The following is a 13,945-nucleotide window of genomic DNA, read 5'->3' as shown; positions in this document are numbered from 1 at the left end:
GGCGCACCCGGCCCACCGGGGCGCCGCTGATCCCGCCTTTGGGCGGGCCATTTTCCGGGAGGATGAGAATGAGCTGTTTTTCCAAAATCGGCGTGATCGCTGGCCTTGCCCTGTCCGTCAGCGCGCTTGCCGCGCAGGCGCAAGAGGTGACGCTGCGCTATTCCAACTGGCTGCCGGCCGGCTATGCGTTGGACGTCAAGGTGATGGAGCCCTGGTTCGCCGATATCGAGCGCGTGACCGAAGGTCGCGTGAGGGTTGAAAAGACCCCCAAGGTCGTGGGCAGCGTCGGCCAGCAGTATGACGTCGTGGCCGACGGGATGGCGGACATGTCGCTGATGGTGGTCAGCTACGCGCCCGGCCGTTTCCCGCTGATCGAAGGGCTTGAGCTTCCGTTCTACGGCGACAACGAAGCCGACCGCGGTCCCGCCGTCTGGCTCACCTATGAAAAGTTCATTGCCCCGCAGAATATCTTCCCCGAAGTTGTCCCATTGTCGATCTTCCAGACCGGGTCGTTCCACCTGTTCACCACCGGGCTTGACCTCTCCAAGGTCGAGAACTTCAAGGGGGCCAAGGTCCGCAGCTCCAGCCCGTCGCTGACGCGCATTCTGGAATTGATGGGGTCCGTGCCAGTCAACAAACCCGTCTCCGAGGTCTATGAACTGGCCTCGGGCGGGGTGATCGACGGGGCGACGACGCCCCCGGACGCGCTTCTGGGGTTCAAGCTTGACGAGGTGCTCAACCGCATGACCTTCGTGCCGGGCGGCCTTACCTCGACCACGGTGATCGTTTCGGTGAACCCCGACACCTGGGACAAGATCTCGGAGGCGGATCAGCAGGCGATCCTGAGCGTTTCGGGGGAAAAGATTGCCAGGATGTCGGGCGACCTGCACTTTGACGAAACCAAGAAGGCCATCGAGAAGATGGAAGCCGGTGGCATGACCGTGGACCGGATGACCGACGAAGAGGCCGCCAAGATGCGCGAGATCGTCGCCCCCGTCACGATCGAGTGGCTGGAGAAGGCCAAGGCCGCCGGCCTAGCGAACCCGCAGGAAATGCTGGACTTCTTTGCCGCCGAAGTCGCCGCCGCACGCGAGTGACCTTTCAGTCAGCAACGGGCTCTGCCGGGCCCGTTGCTGACGCCTATGAACGAACAACTTTAATGAGGATGACAATGACCCGTTTTTCCAAAATCGGCGTGATCGCTGGCCTTGCCCTGTCCGTCAGCGCGCTTGCCGCGCAGGCGCAAGAGGTGGCGCTGCGCTATTCGAACTGGCTGCCGGCCGGCTATCCGCTGGATGTTCAGGTGATGGAGCCCTGGTTCGCCGAGATCGAGCGCGTGACCGAAGGCCGCGTGAAGGTTAAAAAAACCCCCAAGGTCGTGGGCAGCGTTGCCCAACAGTATGACGTCGTGGCCGATGGTCTGGCGGACATGTCGCTGTTCGTGACCGGGTTCAACCCCGGCCGCTTCCCGCTGATCGAGGGGCTTGAACTGCCCTTCTTCAGCGAAGACGAGGCCAAGCGGGGGCCTGCCGTTTGGCGCACCTATGAAAAGTACATGGCGCCGCTGAACATCTTCGAAGAAGTCGTTCCGCTCACCGTCTACCAGACCGGGGTCTATCACATCTTCACCACCGGCAAGGAACTGTCCTCAATCGAGGCGTTCAAGGGCGCGAAGATCCGCAGCTCGAACGAGTCGCTGACCGCCATGCTGGAGCTTCTGGGCGCGACCCCGGTCAGCAAGCCGACCTCGGAAGTGTATGAACTGGCCGCGGGCGGCGTGATCGACGGGGCCACTAACCCGCCGGATGCGACGATCGGCTTCAAGCTGAACGAGGTCTTCAAGCGGATGACCTATTTCCCGGGCGGCATGTCTTCGGCCACGGTGCTGGTTTCGGTGAACCCCGACGCCTGGGCCAAGATTTCCGAGGCCGACCAGAAGGCGATCTTGGAAATCTCGGGTGAAAAGATTGCAAAGGCTTCCGGCGATCTGCACGTCGGAGAGACCCAGAAGGCCGTCGAGAAGATGGAAGCGGAAGGCATGAAGATCGATCGCATCAGCGCAGAAGAAGAAGCGAAGATGAAGGAGGTTCTCGCCCCCGTCACGGCAAGCTGGGCCGAAAAGGCCAAGGCGGCCGGTTTGGAAAACCCGCAGGAAATGCTGGATTTCTTCGCCGCCGAAATCGCCGCCGCGAACTGACGGAAGACAATCTGAAAACGGGCCCCGCAGGGCCCGTTTTTTTTGTTCGTTCGGCGGCCCTCAGTTCGGGTGCAGCACCGCGCCGCCATCGGCGCATATGACCTGCCCGGTGACATAGCGCGACTGGTCGCTGGCCAGAAACTCCAAAACGCCGGTGCAATCCTCGACCGTGCCAAGTCGGCGCAGCGGCAGGGCTGCGGCCTGCGAATTGGTTCCGATGCCCCGCTGTGCGGCCTGGGTCGCGACGCGGGCGGTCATGATAATTCCCGGCGAGATTGCATTGACCCGTACCCCGCTTGGCCCCAGCTCGGCCGCAAGACTGCGCGTCAGCGATGCCACCGCCGCCTTGGCCGCGCCATAAACCGCAAGCACACCGCCCGGCAGATGCGACACCCCGGTCTGGGACGAGATATTGACGATTACCCCCGACCCCTGCGCGGTCATGATCGGCGCCGCCGCCTGACAGCACAGAAGACAGGACCGCAGGTTCACGTCCATCAGCAGGTCGTAATCCGCCTGCGAGGTCTGGGTCCCAAGCGGCCCACTGTCGCGCGCGATCGCTCCGCCCGCGTTGTTGACCAGGATATCCACCCGGCCAAAGGCCTTCATTGTCTCGTCAAACAAGCGCGCGACCGCCTCGGGGCGGGTCAGGTCGCCCTCCACCCCGACCGAGCGGCGACCCATCGCCTGAATTTCGGCGGGAACGCTTTCGGCGCCCAGAACCTCTCCCCAGTCCTTCGCGCCATCCAGCGTCAGATCGGCGATCACCACATCGGCGCCCATCCCGGCCAGTTTCAGCGCGTAGGCGCGGCCCAGTCCGCGCGCCGCGCCAGTGACAATGGCGACTTTTCCTTCCAGCCTGTCGGTCATTCTGTTGCCTTTCAATTGCGGGTCAGTTTGCTGCGCTGTGTTTCGCGGCCAGCGGGCGCAGGTCGGGCTTCTTGATCTTGCCATTGGGGGTGCGGGGCATCACCTCGATCACCTCGACCGCCTCGGGCCAGTATTGGCGGGCGACGCCGTTCTGCGCCATCCAGTCGCAGAGCTCGGTCATGGTAAAGGTCGTGCCCTCGCGCAGCGTCAGCACGGCGCAGCCCCGTTCGCCAAGGCGCGGATCGGGATAGCCTACCACGGCCGCATCGGCGATACGGGGGTGGCGATACAGCACCGCCTCGATCTCGACCACGGGGACGTTTTCGCCGCCGCGGATGATGATGTCCTTGGTGCGGCCGTCGATGCGGATGTAGCCCTCGGCGTCCATGTAGGCGAGATCGCCGGTGTCGAACCAGCCCTCGGGCTCGCGCCCGCACAGGCCCGGGCGCTTGAAATAGCCGATGAACTGCTGCGAGCCGCGAAAATACAACCGCCCGGTCTTGCCGGTGGGCAGGGGATTGAGGTTTTCATCCGCGACCAGAAGCTCCACCCCCTCGACGGTGCGGCCATCGGTGCTGGCGGATTTTTCGGCCGCACGTTCGGGTTCGGTCAGGCTGCCCGCCAGCCCCTCGGTCATGCCCCACAGCGACGAGACGCCAATCCCCATAAGCGCGCGCGCCTCCTCGATCACCGCGGGCGGGATCTGCGCGCCGCCGCAGAGGAAGGTCCGCAGCCGAGGTGGCGTGGCGCCTGCGCGGATTTGCGCGCAGATGTCCGACAGGAAGGCGGTAGAGGCCGCCATATGCGTCACCCCTTCGCGCTGCATGATCTGAACGCCGGCCCTCGGATCCCAGACATCCATCAGGATCGTGGTGCTGCCATATTTCAGCGCCTGCACCATGACGGCGGTATAGCCGGTCATGTGACCAAAAGGTGTTGCACCGATATGCACATCCTCGCTGCGCAGGCCGAACCGGTTGCCGAGGGCGGTGACACAGGCATGCATCGTGTTGGCGCAATGCATCACGCCCTTGGGTTCCCCTGTCGTGCCCGAGGTATACATCAGCACAGACATTTCATCGGGCGCGACGGGCGTTCCCTGGCCGGCCGGGATCGGCGCTGCATCGGCATTCATGATTAGCCGGTCAAAGCTGTCCGGGCCCTCGCAATCGACCACGATTACATGGCGCAACGCGGGAAGATCGGCGCGCAGCCCCGCCATCATCGTCAAGAAGTCATGGCCCCGGAAGGTGCTGGGAATCACAATCGCCTTCGCCTCGGCAAAGCCCAGCATGAAGCGCAACTCGCGTTCGCGGAAGATGTGCATCAAGGGGTTCGGCACCGCCCCGATCCGATTGAGCGCCAGGATCGAGACCTCGAATTCCCACCAGTTCGGCAGCTGCACGCCGACCACATCGCCGGACCCGATGCCAAGCGCGCGAAAGGCGCCGGCGGCCTTTGCAACCGCCGCTTCTAGTTCAGCGAAGGTCAGCGACCCGACCGGGGCGTCAAAGCCAGCGTCGCTTCGATAGGCGCGGATCGCAGGCTTGTCGGGGAACTGGTCGACGGCACCCTTCAGCAGATCGTCGAACGTTCTGTCCTGCCACCAGCCTTGCTGTCGCATCGCGGCCCGATGGGTTTGCAGATCGAACGTAGCGGCCATGATACCCCCCCCCTTTTGGCCATGTCGGGCCATTTGTTATTCTGCATATGATACGCTAGATGGTAAATCTTGAAGCTGTCAAGAAAAGCTGTCGTCGATCGCTGCGCAGCGGGGCGCAGCCAATCCTTGGCGCGAGGCATAAGGGAGGAACAGGATGACGAACACCCAAGACACGGTGCGCCTGGAGGTTCAGGGCCACATCGCGACGCTGCGTCTGAACCGGCCGGACAAGCTTAACGCGCTGACGGATGACATGGTGCGGCACATGCTGCGCCTGTTGGACGAGGTTACCGAAGGGCCCGCCCGGGTGCTGATCGTGACCGGCGAGGGGCGCGGGTTTTGCGCAGGCTTCGACCTGTCGCTGGCCGAAAAGGCCGAAGGCGAAGGGGACGAAACTGCGGCCTGGATGGCGCGCCAGGAACGCTATGCAAGCCTGGTGACGCGCCTGCGCGCCATTCCGCAACCGACCATTGCCGCGGTGAACGGCGCGGCCTGCGGCGCGGGCTTTGGTCTGGCCCTTGCCTGCGACCTGCGGATCGCCGGTCCGGGGGCGAAATTCAACGCGGCTTTCATCAAGGTCGGCATGTCCAGCTGCGACATCGGCGTAAGCTATCTGCTGCCCCGCGCCATCGGTACGACCCGGGCCTTCGAGATCATGCTGACCGGCCGCATGGTCGGCGCGGAGGAGGCAGAGCGGATCGGGCTGGTTTCGGCCTTGCATGCCGACGGATTGGACGAACAGGCCGAAAACCTGGCCCACCAGATCGCGGAAAACGGCGGCCTCTCGACCTGGATGACCAAACGGGGCATGTGGGCCAACCTTGAGGCGGGCAGCCTTTCCGCCGCGCTGGAACTGGAGAACCGCACCCAGATCCTGATGCGCGGTACCGGCAGCCTGGCCGCCCGCGCCGTCGAGCGCGGTTTCCTCAAGCCCTAGCGCGGTTTGACCAGCTTGTAGATGCCGTTGCAGCGCGCGACGGCATCTTCCCCGACCCGCAGGACCGACTGGAAGAAGATCATCTTGCGGGTCGCCTTGACGCATTCCGGCGTCCCTTCAACCCAATCGCCCAGTTTGGCGGGTGCCAGAAAATCCACCGAGATGGTGATGGTCGGCGCAGACCCGGATGTGCGTTCGATCTGCGGCAGCATGTAGCCCTGCAGGTCGGCAAACAGCGACAGGATCCCGCCGTGGCAGACCCCGGCGCCGTTCAGGTGGTGCTGCTGCACGCGAAAGCCCAGCCGGGCAGGGCGGTCGCCCTCGGCTTCGCAGACGTAGAACGGGCCGCAAAAGACCTCTGCCGGGGTCACGCCGGTCATCGGGATGAAACCGGGCGGCGGGTTCGGGTCGGTCACGGGAATCGCGGTCTGCATCGGGCGGTCCTTTCCGGGCTGCAAGGTCATAAGCCTTCGCATCATGCGCAACAGACATTTCGCTTGCAATACAAGTTCGCTCACGTACCGTATTATAGCGAAGCGTTTGCCGGAGGGGCCGGACAGGTGGCAGACCTTCCACTGCAACAGGAGGAAGACATGGGAATTTCTATTATCGGCCGCGCCGCGCTTGGCGGGTCATTGCTGGTCCTGATGGCGGGTGCCGCCGCGGCCGAAACGGTCACGCTGCGCTATTCGAACTGGCTGCCGACCACTTATTTCATCAACACCGACCTAATCTTTCCCTGGATCGCCGAAGTCGAGAAGGTGACCGAGGGCCGCGTGAAGATCGAACCGACGCCTAAGGTCGTGGGTTCTGCCCCGACGCAATTCGACGTGGTGGCCGACGGGCAGGCCGATATCGGCTTTGTCGTGCCGGGCTACACCCCCGGTCGGTTCCCGCTGATCGAAGGATTCGAGCTGCCCTTCTATGGCGACCAACCCGCTAAGCGCAGCCCCGCGACTTGGGAGGTCTATGAAAAGAACGTCGCGCCGCTGAACATCTTTGAAGGCGTGCATGTCCTGACCCTGTTCAGCGGCAGCCCCGCGCATCTGTTCACGACCAAGGAGCCGATCGTCACGGTCGAGGGCCTTAAGGGTGCCAAACTGCGTAGCCCACAACCCGCAACGACCGAGATGTTGAACCTTTTGGGTGCTGTTCCGGTCGTCAAGCCGGTGCCCGAAATTTACGAACTGGCCGCGGGTGGGGTGATCGACGGTGGCATAATCACCCCGGAGACCGTGACCGGCTTCAAGCTGGAAGGGGTACTCAAACAATTGTCCTTCTATCCGGGTGGCCTTGCAAGCACGGTGAACATGCTGGCCATCAATCCCGATTCTTGGGAGCGCATCTCGGAGCAGGATCGCGCGGCGATCACGGCGATTTCGGGTGCGGTCCTTGCGCAGCAGTCGGGCGATGCCCACCAGAAGGCGGTGGATGCGGCGCTTTCCAGCTTTGAGGGTCTTGGGGTAGTGCGCGCCGATGCCGCGCCCGAGGTGGTGACGCAGATCCAGGGGATCATTGCGCCGATTGAGGCGGATTGGATTGCCCGCGCCAAGAACGCAGGCCTCGCAGATCCGCAGGCGATGCTGGACGATCTACGCGCCGCAACCGCCAAGTGACAGATTGACCCCGCGCCATCGGGCGCGGGGTTTTTGCATAGAGGGAGCGAAGATGTTCAACTGGGTTTCGCCGGACCAGATCGACTGGTTTGAGCTTCAGAAGGTCGGGCGGCGCGGGCTGTCGCCCACCCGCACAATCACCGATCATGACGTGATGACCTTTGCCGGGCTGACCGGCGACATGGCCGAACTGCACACCAGCCAGAGTTTTGCAGAGCAGGCAGAGTTCGGAGGACGCATCTCGCACGGGATGCTGAACCTAGCGCTGGCGCATGGGCTGGTGGTGCGAAGCGGGCGGCTTGTCACCTCGGGGATCGCGCTTCTGGGCTGGGCCGAGGTGCGGTTTCGCGCGCCGGTGCGGCTGGGCGATACGGTTCAGGCGGAATGGGAAACCATTCAGGTGAGGGAAAGCGCCTCGAACCCGGCGGCGGGGATCGTCACCGACCAGATCACCCTTCGCCGGATGGATGGAACCGAGGTTCTGTCGGGGCAGGTGTCGGAACTGGTGCGGAAACGGCCCGTCTGACGAACCACCCGCGCAAAGCGTAACGGGCCCCGTTTTCTTACAGCGGCTTTTTCAGGCGCGCCTGGATTTCGCCGACAATCCCCTGCCGGAACAGAAGCACGCAGAGCATGAAGACCGTTCCCTCGATCAGCAGGACCCAAGGCCCATAGGGCGACAGGAAATGCTCCATCGACAGGATGATGAAGCTGCCGACCACGGGGCCAAAGATTGTGCCGATGCCGCCGACCAGGGTGATCAGAACCACTTCGGTGGTTGCGCCGACGGCGATGTTGTCCAGCGTCGCGATGCCGAACACGATGGTCTTCATCGAGGCTGCAAAGCCCGCCATCGCCGCCGAGATCGTGAACGAGGCCAGCTTGAACCGGTCCACGTTGTAGCCCAGCGACTTGGCCCGTTCGGGGTTGTTGCGGATCGCGCGCAGCACTTGGCCGAAGGGGGAATGGACGATGCGGTTATACAGAAGGATCGCGGCAAGCACGATGACCGCCATCACCCAGTACAGCGTGCTGTTCGTGGCTAGATCCAGCCCGAACATCGACCCGCGCGGCACGGCCTGAATGCCATCTTCGCCGCCGGTGAAGGGGGCCTGCACCGCCGCGAAATAGGTCATCTGTGCCAGTGCCAGGGTGATCATTGCGAAATACAGGCCCTGCCGGCGGATCGCGACCCAGCCGAAGACCAGCCCCAGCATCCCGGCGCTAAGGGTTCCGACCAGGATCGAAAGCTCGGTCGGAAGGCCCCAGCGGGCGGCGGCATGGCCGCACAGATAGGCCCCGGCGCCGAAGAAGGCGGCGTGACCAAAGCTCATCAACCCCGTGTAGCCCAGAAGCAGGCTCCACGAACATGCAAAGATGATCAGGCAATAGACCCGCATCAGGAACACGTCGTAAACGACAAGCGGTCCCAGCGCGATCACCAGGGCAAAGATGGCGAAGGCCACGGTGCGCGCCTTGGTCATGCCCAAAAACTGGAACTCGGCCGGATGTGTTGCCATGTTTCCGCTTCCCTTGCTAATGACGGTACTGTCCATGCTCAGGCCACCTTCCCCAAAAGGCCACGCGGGCGCAGGATCAGGATCACCACCATGGCGACAAAGATGACGGTCGAGGAAACCTCGGGGTAGATCGCCTTGGCCAGACCTTCGAGCAGGCCAAGACCAAGGCCAGTGACGATTGCCCCCATGATTGACCCCATGCCGCCGATCACAACCACCGCAAAGACAACGATGGTGATGTGGGTGCCCATGCCCGGGTCAACCGACATGATCGGCGCGGCCATGACCCCGCCGATCCCGGCCAGCGCGACGCCCGCCGCATAAGTCAGGGTCAGCATGATCGGCACGTTGATCCCGAAGGCCTGCACAAGGCGCGGGTTGTCGGTGGCCGCGCGCAGTTTCGCGCCCAGCGAGGTGCGTTCGATCAGATACCAGGTGACCAGACACAGCACGATCCCCGCGCCCACCACCCAGGCCCGATAGATCGGCAGGAACATGAAGCCAAGATTGACGGCGCCGCGCAGGCTCTCGGGGATCTGATAGGGCAAGCCGCGGGGGCCGAAGATGATCTGCACGCCCCCCTCGATGAAGACGGCAAGGCCCAGCGTCAGCAGCAGGCTGTACAGGTGATCCAGTTTGTAGATGTGGCGGATCAGCACGATCTCGACCACAAGGCCGATGGTACCCACCATCAGCGGCACGAGGATCATCGCCCCCCAGTAGCCGATGCCCAGGTAGGTCGTCAGCATGTAGGCGAAATAGGCGCCCATCATGAAGAACACACCATGCGCGAAGTTGATCACCCCCAGAAGGCCAAAGATGACCGCCAGACCCAGTGAAAGGATCGCGTAGAACACCCCGTTCACAAGGCCCAGGACCATCTGGCCGAGGATCAGGTTAATGTCGAATTCAAACATCGCGTCCTCCGCCCTACACGCCCAGAAGCCGGTCGACCCGGTCCATCTGTGACGCGAATTCATGATCCTCCAGCCGGTCAACGATCACGCCGTTTTCCATCAGGTAATGGACATTCGCCAATCCCTGCACGAAATGGGCATTCTGTTCGATCAGAAGGATGGTGTGACCAAGCTCCTTGATCTCGGCAATGGTGCGGGCGATCTGCTGCACGATCACGGGGGCCAGACCTTCGGTCGGCTCGTCCAGCAGCAGGATCGTCGCCCCCGTCCGCAGGATGCGTGCGATGGCCAGCATCTGCTGTTCCCCGCCCGACAGTTCCGTGCCGCGGCTTTGCGCGCGTTCCTGGATGTTCGGGAACAGCTTGTAGATCCGTTCCAGGCTCATGCCGCCGGGCGCCACGATCGGCGGCAGCATCAGGTTTTCCATCACGCTGAGCGAGGGGAAGATACCCCGATCCTCGGGGCAGATCGCGATGCCGCGCCGGGCGATGTGGTTGGGGCGCAGCCGCAGAAGGTTCACACCGTCATGCAGGATTTTGCCCTCAGTCCGGTCCATCAGCCCCATGATCGAGCGCATGGTCGTGGATTTGCCCGCCCCGTTGCGCCCCAGAAGCGAGACGACCTTGCCCTTTGGGATATCCATGTTGACGCCGTGCAGCACGTGGCTTTCGCTGTACCAGGCATTCAGGTTGCGGATCTCAAGCATGATGCGCCCCCAGATAGGCCTCGACCACGCGCGGGTCGGCGGATACCTCGTCGTAGCGGCCGCGTGCGATGACCTCGCCGCGGGCCAGAACGGTCACGCGGTCGCACAGGCCCCGCACCACAGGCAGATTGTGTTCGACCATCACCACCGTGCGACCGATCGCAACCTTGCGGATCAGATCGGTGACGCGCTCGATATCCTCGCGGCCCATGCCGCTGGTGGGTTCGTCCAGAAGCAGGACCCGTGGTTCCAGCGCAAGCGTCGTGGCGATCTCCAGCGCGCGCTTGCGGCCATAGGGCAGATCGCCTGCGCGGGTATCGGCCCAGCGGCCCAGGTCCAGCTCTTCCAGAAGCTCCATCGCACGGTCGTTCAGGCTGGCAAGCGTACGCTCGTTGCACCAGAAATCGAAATTCGTGCGCCGCTTTTGCTGCAGTGCAAAGCGGACGTTGTTGAGCGCCGTGAACTCGGGGAAGATCGATGAGATCTGATAGGACCGCACCAGCCCCATCCGCGCGATCTTGTCCATCGACAGGTTCGAGATCAGCTGCCCGCCAAAGTGGATCGTGCCCGCTGTGACCGGCAGGTTGCCGGTCAGCAGATTGAAGAATGTGGTCTTGCCCGCGCCATTCGGGCCGATCAGCGCGTGGATCTCGCCCTCGGCCACGTCAAGATCGACGCCGTTGACCGCGTTGAAACCGCCGAACTGTTTGATGACGCCGCGGATTTCCAGGATATTTCCGGACACCCATACCCCCTTCCGGCGCGCGATTGCCCACCGGCATGCCATTGGAAATGCGAGGCAGGGCGGCGCGCACGCCGCCCTGTCGCGAGGATCAGCCCTTCAGTAGCGGGCAGGTGCTTTCGCTGACCGGAGGAGCGATCTTTTCGGCTGGCAGGGTGCCGAGGATTTCGAGGTAATCCCACTCGCCCTTGCTTTCCTCTGGCGTGAGCGTGCGATAGGGGAACACGTCACGCAGAACGAAACCATCCTTTCGGATCGTCGCGGTCAGGCCGTTGACCAGCTCCACCGGATTGGCGCGCATCCATTCGTTCACCTTGTCCGCATCAGTGCTGTCGACCGCATCGACGGCGCGCAGATAATGGCGGGTGAATTCATAGTGGTAGGTGTTGGTGAAGGTCGGCGGACGGCCATAGCCTTCCTTGAACTTGGCTGCGAATTCGCGCGACTGGTCGTTATAGTTCCAGTAGGACAGGATCGAGCCGGTCACGTTCTGCACCGTGTCGAGACCGGCCGAGTGCACGTCGGTGATCCCAAGGTAGAAGGGCGACAGCTTCGCCTCGACGCCGAATTCCTGCGCCTGGCGGGTGATGGTGTTCTGCCAGGTGCCGAAGGTCGCCAGGGCGATGTTCTTGGCGCCCGAGGCTTGCGCCTGCAGCAGGAAGGCCGAGAAATCGGTGGTTTCGGGGGAATGCTTGACCGAACCCACGACCTTGCCGCCCGCGGCCTCAATGGCCTTGGTCGCCTGATCCTGAAGGTCGGTCCCAAAGGCGTAGTCCACGGTGATGAAGAACCAGGTATCTGCCCCGGCCTCGACCTGCGGCACGACGACCGCGCGCGCCAGCGAAGAGTTGTCCAGCAGCATGATCGCCTGATGCGGGCTGCACAGCTCGTTGATCAGCTTGGCGTTCGACGCGCCCAGCAGCATCGTGACATCCTTGTCACGCACGAGGTCGCTGACCGCCAGCGCCACTGCCGAGTTGTCGACGTTCAGCAGAAGGTTGACGTTCTTGGTGTCGACCCATTCGCGCGCGATGCCAAGGCCGGTATCGGGCTTGCCGGCGTGGTCAGCCTGCAGCAGTATGATCGGCTGGTCATCCACCTTGCCGCCGAAATCGTCGATTGCCATCTGGACCGCATGGGCTGCGGATTCGCCGGTCAACTCGGACGTGGCGCCGGTCAACGCAGCCAGATAGCCGATCACCACTTCGGCCGATGCCGGCGCAGAGTAAGCGGTCGTGATCGCCAGCGTTGACACCAACGCCGTCGTCTTGAAGTTCTTTTTCATTGTTTCCTCCCGTTCACAGCAGACTCACCGGGGCTCCACCAACCCCAAAAAATTTATTACATGCTTACGATACGGTAGAGTATGTTGTGTCATCTGACAAATGTTTTTTGCGCGATCAAGCTCCGCGCGGAAAACAGGCGGCGAGGGGTCAGATATGGTCGGTCGGGCGGATCACCACCTCGGCCAGCGCGACCCGGCGGGGAAGGGTGACGATGTGGCCGATCAGGTCCGAGACATCCTCGGCCCGCAGCTTTTCGACGCCGGACAGCACCTGTGACAGGCGCGCCTGCGCCGCCGTATCCTGATGATCGAAAAGCTCGGTTTCGACGGCACCGGGTTCAACGCAGGACACCCGGACATTGCGGTTGGCAAATTCCTGGCGCAGGGCCTCGCTGAAGGCGGTCACGCCGAATTTCGTGGCGTTGTAGACCGCGGCGCCCCCGCCCGCGACCCGACCGGCGATCGAGCTGATGTTGACGATATCCGCCACGCCGCGCGACCCTTTCGCGGCCTCGACCAGATGCGGCAGGGCGGTCTTGGTCACGGCCAGCAGCGCCGACAGGTTCAGATCCACCATCTGCTGCCATTCCGACAACGGACGTTTCAGCGAACTGCCGTTCAGCATCACCCCCGCCGCATTGACCAGAACGTCCAGCCGGCCCAGATGCGCCACGGTGTCGGCGACGACCTTTTCAGCCTGCGCCGCGTCGGTGATGTCCGCGACCAGAAACAGCGCCCGCCCCCCTGCGCCTTCGATCTGTTTGGCCAGCGCGGCCAGCCGGTCGGCGCGGCGCGCAACCAAGGCCACCGCAGCGCCCCGCCGCGCCAGATCCAGCGCCGTTACCGCGCCGATCCCGCTGGAGGCCCCGGTGACCAGCGCTACGCTTGCCGACAGGTCCGCCATCAGGCCGCCCTGCGCTGCGCGTCGAGCGATTCGATCATCGCCTCGAGGCGCTCGTTCAGAAGCTCATCCTTGTAGAAAGACTCATCCGCCACATCGCCCTCGAAGAACAGCGACTGGCGGCCGTGGCGTTTGGCGGAATCCGCGATCAGGAATTGCGAGTTGGTCATGCCCCGGCAGGTGCGCGCGGCATGCATCACCATGCCGTCGCTGTGGAACTTGTCGCAGATCTTCTCGATCTCGCCGATCATGATCGGGGCGCCGTGGTTGTTGGGGCAGACAAGGTAGTTCTGGGCCATGCCAAGCACCGGGTTCTTCAGGTCGATCAGCTGCGGTTCTTGCCAGAATGACATGTGGGTGTAGCGTCCGGCAACCACGCAGGCGTTCACGGCGGTGAATTTGTCGGCCAGCCAGCCTACCTTGTTCCAGTTAATCATTCCGTCGAAGAACAGGTAGCCTTCTTCATTGCTCACCGCGCCTTCGCGATTTGGCGACGTGCGGCTTGACCCGGCCAGAGCGCCCCCGAAATAAGTGACGATGTTCTGGTCACCCTGTAGGAAGTTCACCGGCGCGATCATCTTGCCATGCTGC

The 13,945-nt window shown here is 63.2% G+C and carries 15 protein-coding genes; 5 read left to right on the top strand and 10 right to left on the bottom strand.

The window, feature by feature from the left end; genetic code table 11:
• The first annotated feature begins 68 nt into the window (after positions 1–68).
• Together ACK8OU_RS09580 and ACK8OU_RS09575 are read left to right on the top strand one after the other, a co-directional pair.
• Complete coding sequence (locus ACK8OU_RS09580) at positions 69–1,097, top strand: TRAP transporter substrate-binding protein (protein ID WP_410303163.1); 1,029 nt, start codon at positions 69–71, stop codon at positions 1,095–1,097.
• A gap of 74 nt (positions 1,098–1,171) precedes the next feature.
• A complete protein-coding gene (locus tag ACK8OU_RS09575) occupies positions 1,172–2,197 on the top strand; it encodes a TRAP transporter substrate-binding protein (protein WP_410303162.1) in 1,026 nt (341 codons plus the stop codon).
• Positions 2,198–2,257: 60 nt separating this feature from the next.
• On the opposite strand, the gene ACK8OU_RS09570 is transcribed toward ACK8OU_RS09575, so the two are convergent.
• Together ACK8OU_RS09570 and ACK8OU_RS09565 are read right to left on the bottom strand one after the other, a co-directional pair.
• Positions 2,258–3,067: an SDR family NAD(P)-dependent oxidoreductase gene (locus ACK8OU_RS09570; protein ID WP_410303161.1), complete on the bottom strand. Its 810-nt coding sequence runs from the start codon at positions 3,065–3,067 to the stop codon at positions 2,258–2,260.
• Between the two features lie 22 nt (positions 3,068–3,089).
• Positions 3,090–4,730 (bottom strand): AMP-binding protein, encoded by a 1,641-nt coding sequence (locus ACK8OU_RS09565; RefSeq protein WP_410303160.1) that lies wholly within the window; start codon positions 4,728–4,730, stop codon positions 3,090–3,092.
• Positions 4,731–4,884: 154 nt separating this feature from the next.
• Here ACK8OU_RS09565 and ACK8OU_RS09560 point away from each other — a divergent pair, with 154 nt between their 5' ends.
• Entirely contained in the window at positions 4,885–5,667 is a 783-nt protein-coding gene (locus tag ACK8OU_RS09560; protein WP_410303159.1) for an enoyl-CoA hydratase/isomerase family protein, read from the top strand.
• Here the strand turns inward: ACK8OU_RS09560 and ACK8OU_RS09555 are convergent.
• Positions 5,664–6,101, bottom strand: a complete 438-nt coding sequence (locus tag ACK8OU_RS09555; protein WP_410303158.1) for a PaaI family thioesterase — start codon at positions 6,099–6,101, stop codon at positions 5,664–5,666. The genes ACK8OU_RS09560 and ACK8OU_RS09555 overlap by 4 nt on opposite strands.
• A gap of 159 nt (positions 6,102–6,260) precedes the next feature.
• On the opposite strand from ACK8OU_RS09555, the gene ACK8OU_RS09550 reads away from it, so the two are divergent.
• Complete coding sequence (locus ACK8OU_RS09550; RefSeq protein ID WP_410303157.1) at positions 6,261–7,283, top strand: TRAP transporter substrate-binding protein; 1,023 nt, start codon at positions 6,261–6,263, stop codon at positions 7,281–7,283.
• A gap of 52 nt (positions 7,284–7,335) precedes the next feature.
• Positions 7,336–7,809, top strand: a complete 474-nt coding sequence (locus ACK8OU_RS09545) for a MaoC family dehydratase (protein ID WP_410303156.1) — start codon at positions 7,336–7,338, stop codon at positions 7,807–7,809.
• A 37-nt stretch (positions 7,810–7,846) separates the two neighbouring features.
• Here the strand turns inward: ACK8OU_RS09545 and ACK8OU_RS09540 are convergent, their stop codons facing one another.
• From ACK8OU_RS09540 to ACK8OU_RS09510, 7 genes are all read right to left on the bottom strand, one after another.
• Positions 7,847–8,767: a branched-chain amino acid ABC transporter permease gene (locus ACK8OU_RS09540; protein WP_410303155.1), complete on the bottom strand. Its 921-nt coding sequence runs from the start codon at positions 8,765–8,767 to the stop codon at positions 7,847–7,849.
• 74 nt (positions 8,768–8,841) lie between these two features.
• Positions 8,842–9,720: a branched-chain amino acid ABC transporter permease gene (locus tag ACK8OU_RS09535; protein ID WP_410303154.1), complete on the bottom strand. Its 879-nt coding sequence runs from the start codon at positions 9,718–9,720 to the stop codon at positions 8,842–8,844.
• A gap of 13 nt (positions 9,721–9,733) precedes the next feature.
• Positions 9,734–10,426, bottom strand: a complete 693-nt coding sequence (locus ACK8OU_RS09530) for an ABC transporter ATP-binding protein (protein ID WP_410303153.1) — start codon at positions 10,424–10,426, stop codon at positions 9,734–9,736.
• The gene (locus tag ACK8OU_RS09525; protein WP_410303152.1) at positions 10,419–11,171 is read right to left on the bottom strand and encodes an ABC transporter ATP-binding protein; all 753 of its coding nucleotides are present in this window, start codon (positions 11,169–11,171) and stop codon (positions 10,419–10,421) included. Before ACK8OU_RS09525 ends, ACK8OU_RS09530 begins: the two co-directional genes overlap by 8 nt.
• A gap of 88 nt (positions 11,172–11,259) precedes the next feature.
• On the bottom strand, positions 11,260–12,453 hold the full coding sequence (locus ACK8OU_RS09520; RefSeq protein WP_410303151.1) for an ABC transporter substrate-binding protein: 1,194 nt from the start codon (positions 12,451–12,453) through the stop codon (positions 11,260–11,262).
• 148 nt (positions 12,454–12,601) lie between these two features.
• On the bottom strand, positions 12,602–13,357 hold the full coding sequence (locus ACK8OU_RS09515; protein ID WP_410303150.1) for an SDR family NAD(P)-dependent oxidoreductase: 756 nt from the start codon (positions 13,355–13,357) through the stop codon (positions 12,602–12,604).
• Complete coding sequence (locus tag ACK8OU_RS09510) at positions 13,357–13,932, bottom strand: 2-hydroxyacyl-CoA dehydratase (RefSeq protein WP_410303149.1); 576 nt, start codon at positions 13,930–13,932, stop codon at positions 13,357–13,359. Before ACK8OU_RS09510 ends, ACK8OU_RS09515 begins: the two co-directional genes overlap by 1 nt.
• Positions 13,933–13,945: the final 13 nt, after the last annotated feature.

This window comes from Pontitalea aquivivens (assembly GCF_046507575.1).
Classification (GTDB): domain Bacteria; phylum Pseudomonadota; class Alphaproteobacteria; order Rhodobacterales; family Rhodobacteraceae; genus Pontitalea; species Pontitalea aquivivens.
The sequence above is the reverse complement of the archived record's forward strand: the minus strand, read 5'-3'. Positions and strand labels throughout refer to the sequence as shown.

Excerpts from the sequence above, each read along its gene's own strand:
- ACK8OU_RS09510 (WP_410303149.1), bottom strand. The coding sequence starts at position 13,932 with ATGATCGCGCCGGTGAACTTCCTACAGGGTGACCAGAACATCGTCACT.
- ACK8OU_RS09545 (WP_410303156.1), top strand. The coding sequence starts at position 7,336 with ATGTTCAACTGGGTTTCGCCGGACCAGATCGACTGGTTTGAGCTTCAG.
- ACK8OU_RS09565 (WP_410303160.1), bottom strand. The coding sequence starts at position 4,730 with ATGGCCGCTACGTTCGATCTGCAAACCCATCGGGCCGCGATGCGACAG.
- ACK8OU_RS09570 (WP_410303161.1), bottom strand. The coding sequence starts at position 3,067 with ATGACCGACAGGCTGGAAGGAAAAGTCGCCATTGTCACTGGCGCGGCG.
- ACK8OU_RS09540 (WP_410303155.1), bottom strand. The coding sequence starts at position 8,767 with ATGACCAAGGCGCGCACCGTGGCCTTCGCCATCTTTGCCCTGGTGATC.
- ACK8OU_RS09530 (WP_410303153.1), bottom strand. The coding sequence starts at position 10,426 with ATGCTTGAGATCCGCAACCTGAATGCCTGGTACAGCGAAAGCCACGTG.
- ACK8OU_RS09560 (WP_410303159.1), top strand. The coding sequence starts at position 4,885 with ATGACGAACACCCAAGACACGGTGCGCCTGGAGGTTCAGGGCCACATC.
- ACK8OU_RS09580 (WP_410303163.1), top strand. The coding sequence starts at position 69 with ATGAGCTGTTTTTCCAAAATCGGCGTGATCGCTGGCCTTGCCCTGTCC.
- ACK8OU_RS09535 (WP_410303154.1), bottom strand. The coding sequence starts at position 9,720 with ATGTTTGAATTCGACATTAACCTGATCCTCGGCCAGATGGTCCTGGGC.
- ACK8OU_RS09515 (WP_410303150.1), bottom strand. The coding sequence starts at position 13,357 with ATGGCGGACCTGTCGGCAAGCGTAGCGCTGGTCACCGGGGCCTCCAGC.
- ACK8OU_RS09520 (WP_410303151.1), bottom strand. The coding sequence starts at position 12,453 with ATGAAAAAGAACTTCAAGACGACGGCGTTGGTGTCAACGCTGGCGATC.
- ACK8OU_RS09555 (WP_410303158.1), bottom strand. The coding sequence starts at position 6,101 with ATGCAGACCGCGATTCCCGTGACCGACCCGAACCCGCCGCCCGGTTTC.
- ACK8OU_RS09575 (WP_410303162.1), top strand. The coding sequence starts at position 1,172 with ATGACCCGTTTTTCCAAAATCGGCGTGATCGCTGGCCTTGCCCTGTCC.
- ACK8OU_RS09550 (WP_410303157.1), top strand. The coding sequence starts at position 6,261 with ATGGGAATTTCTATTATCGGCCGCGCCGCGCTTGGCGGGTCATTGCTG.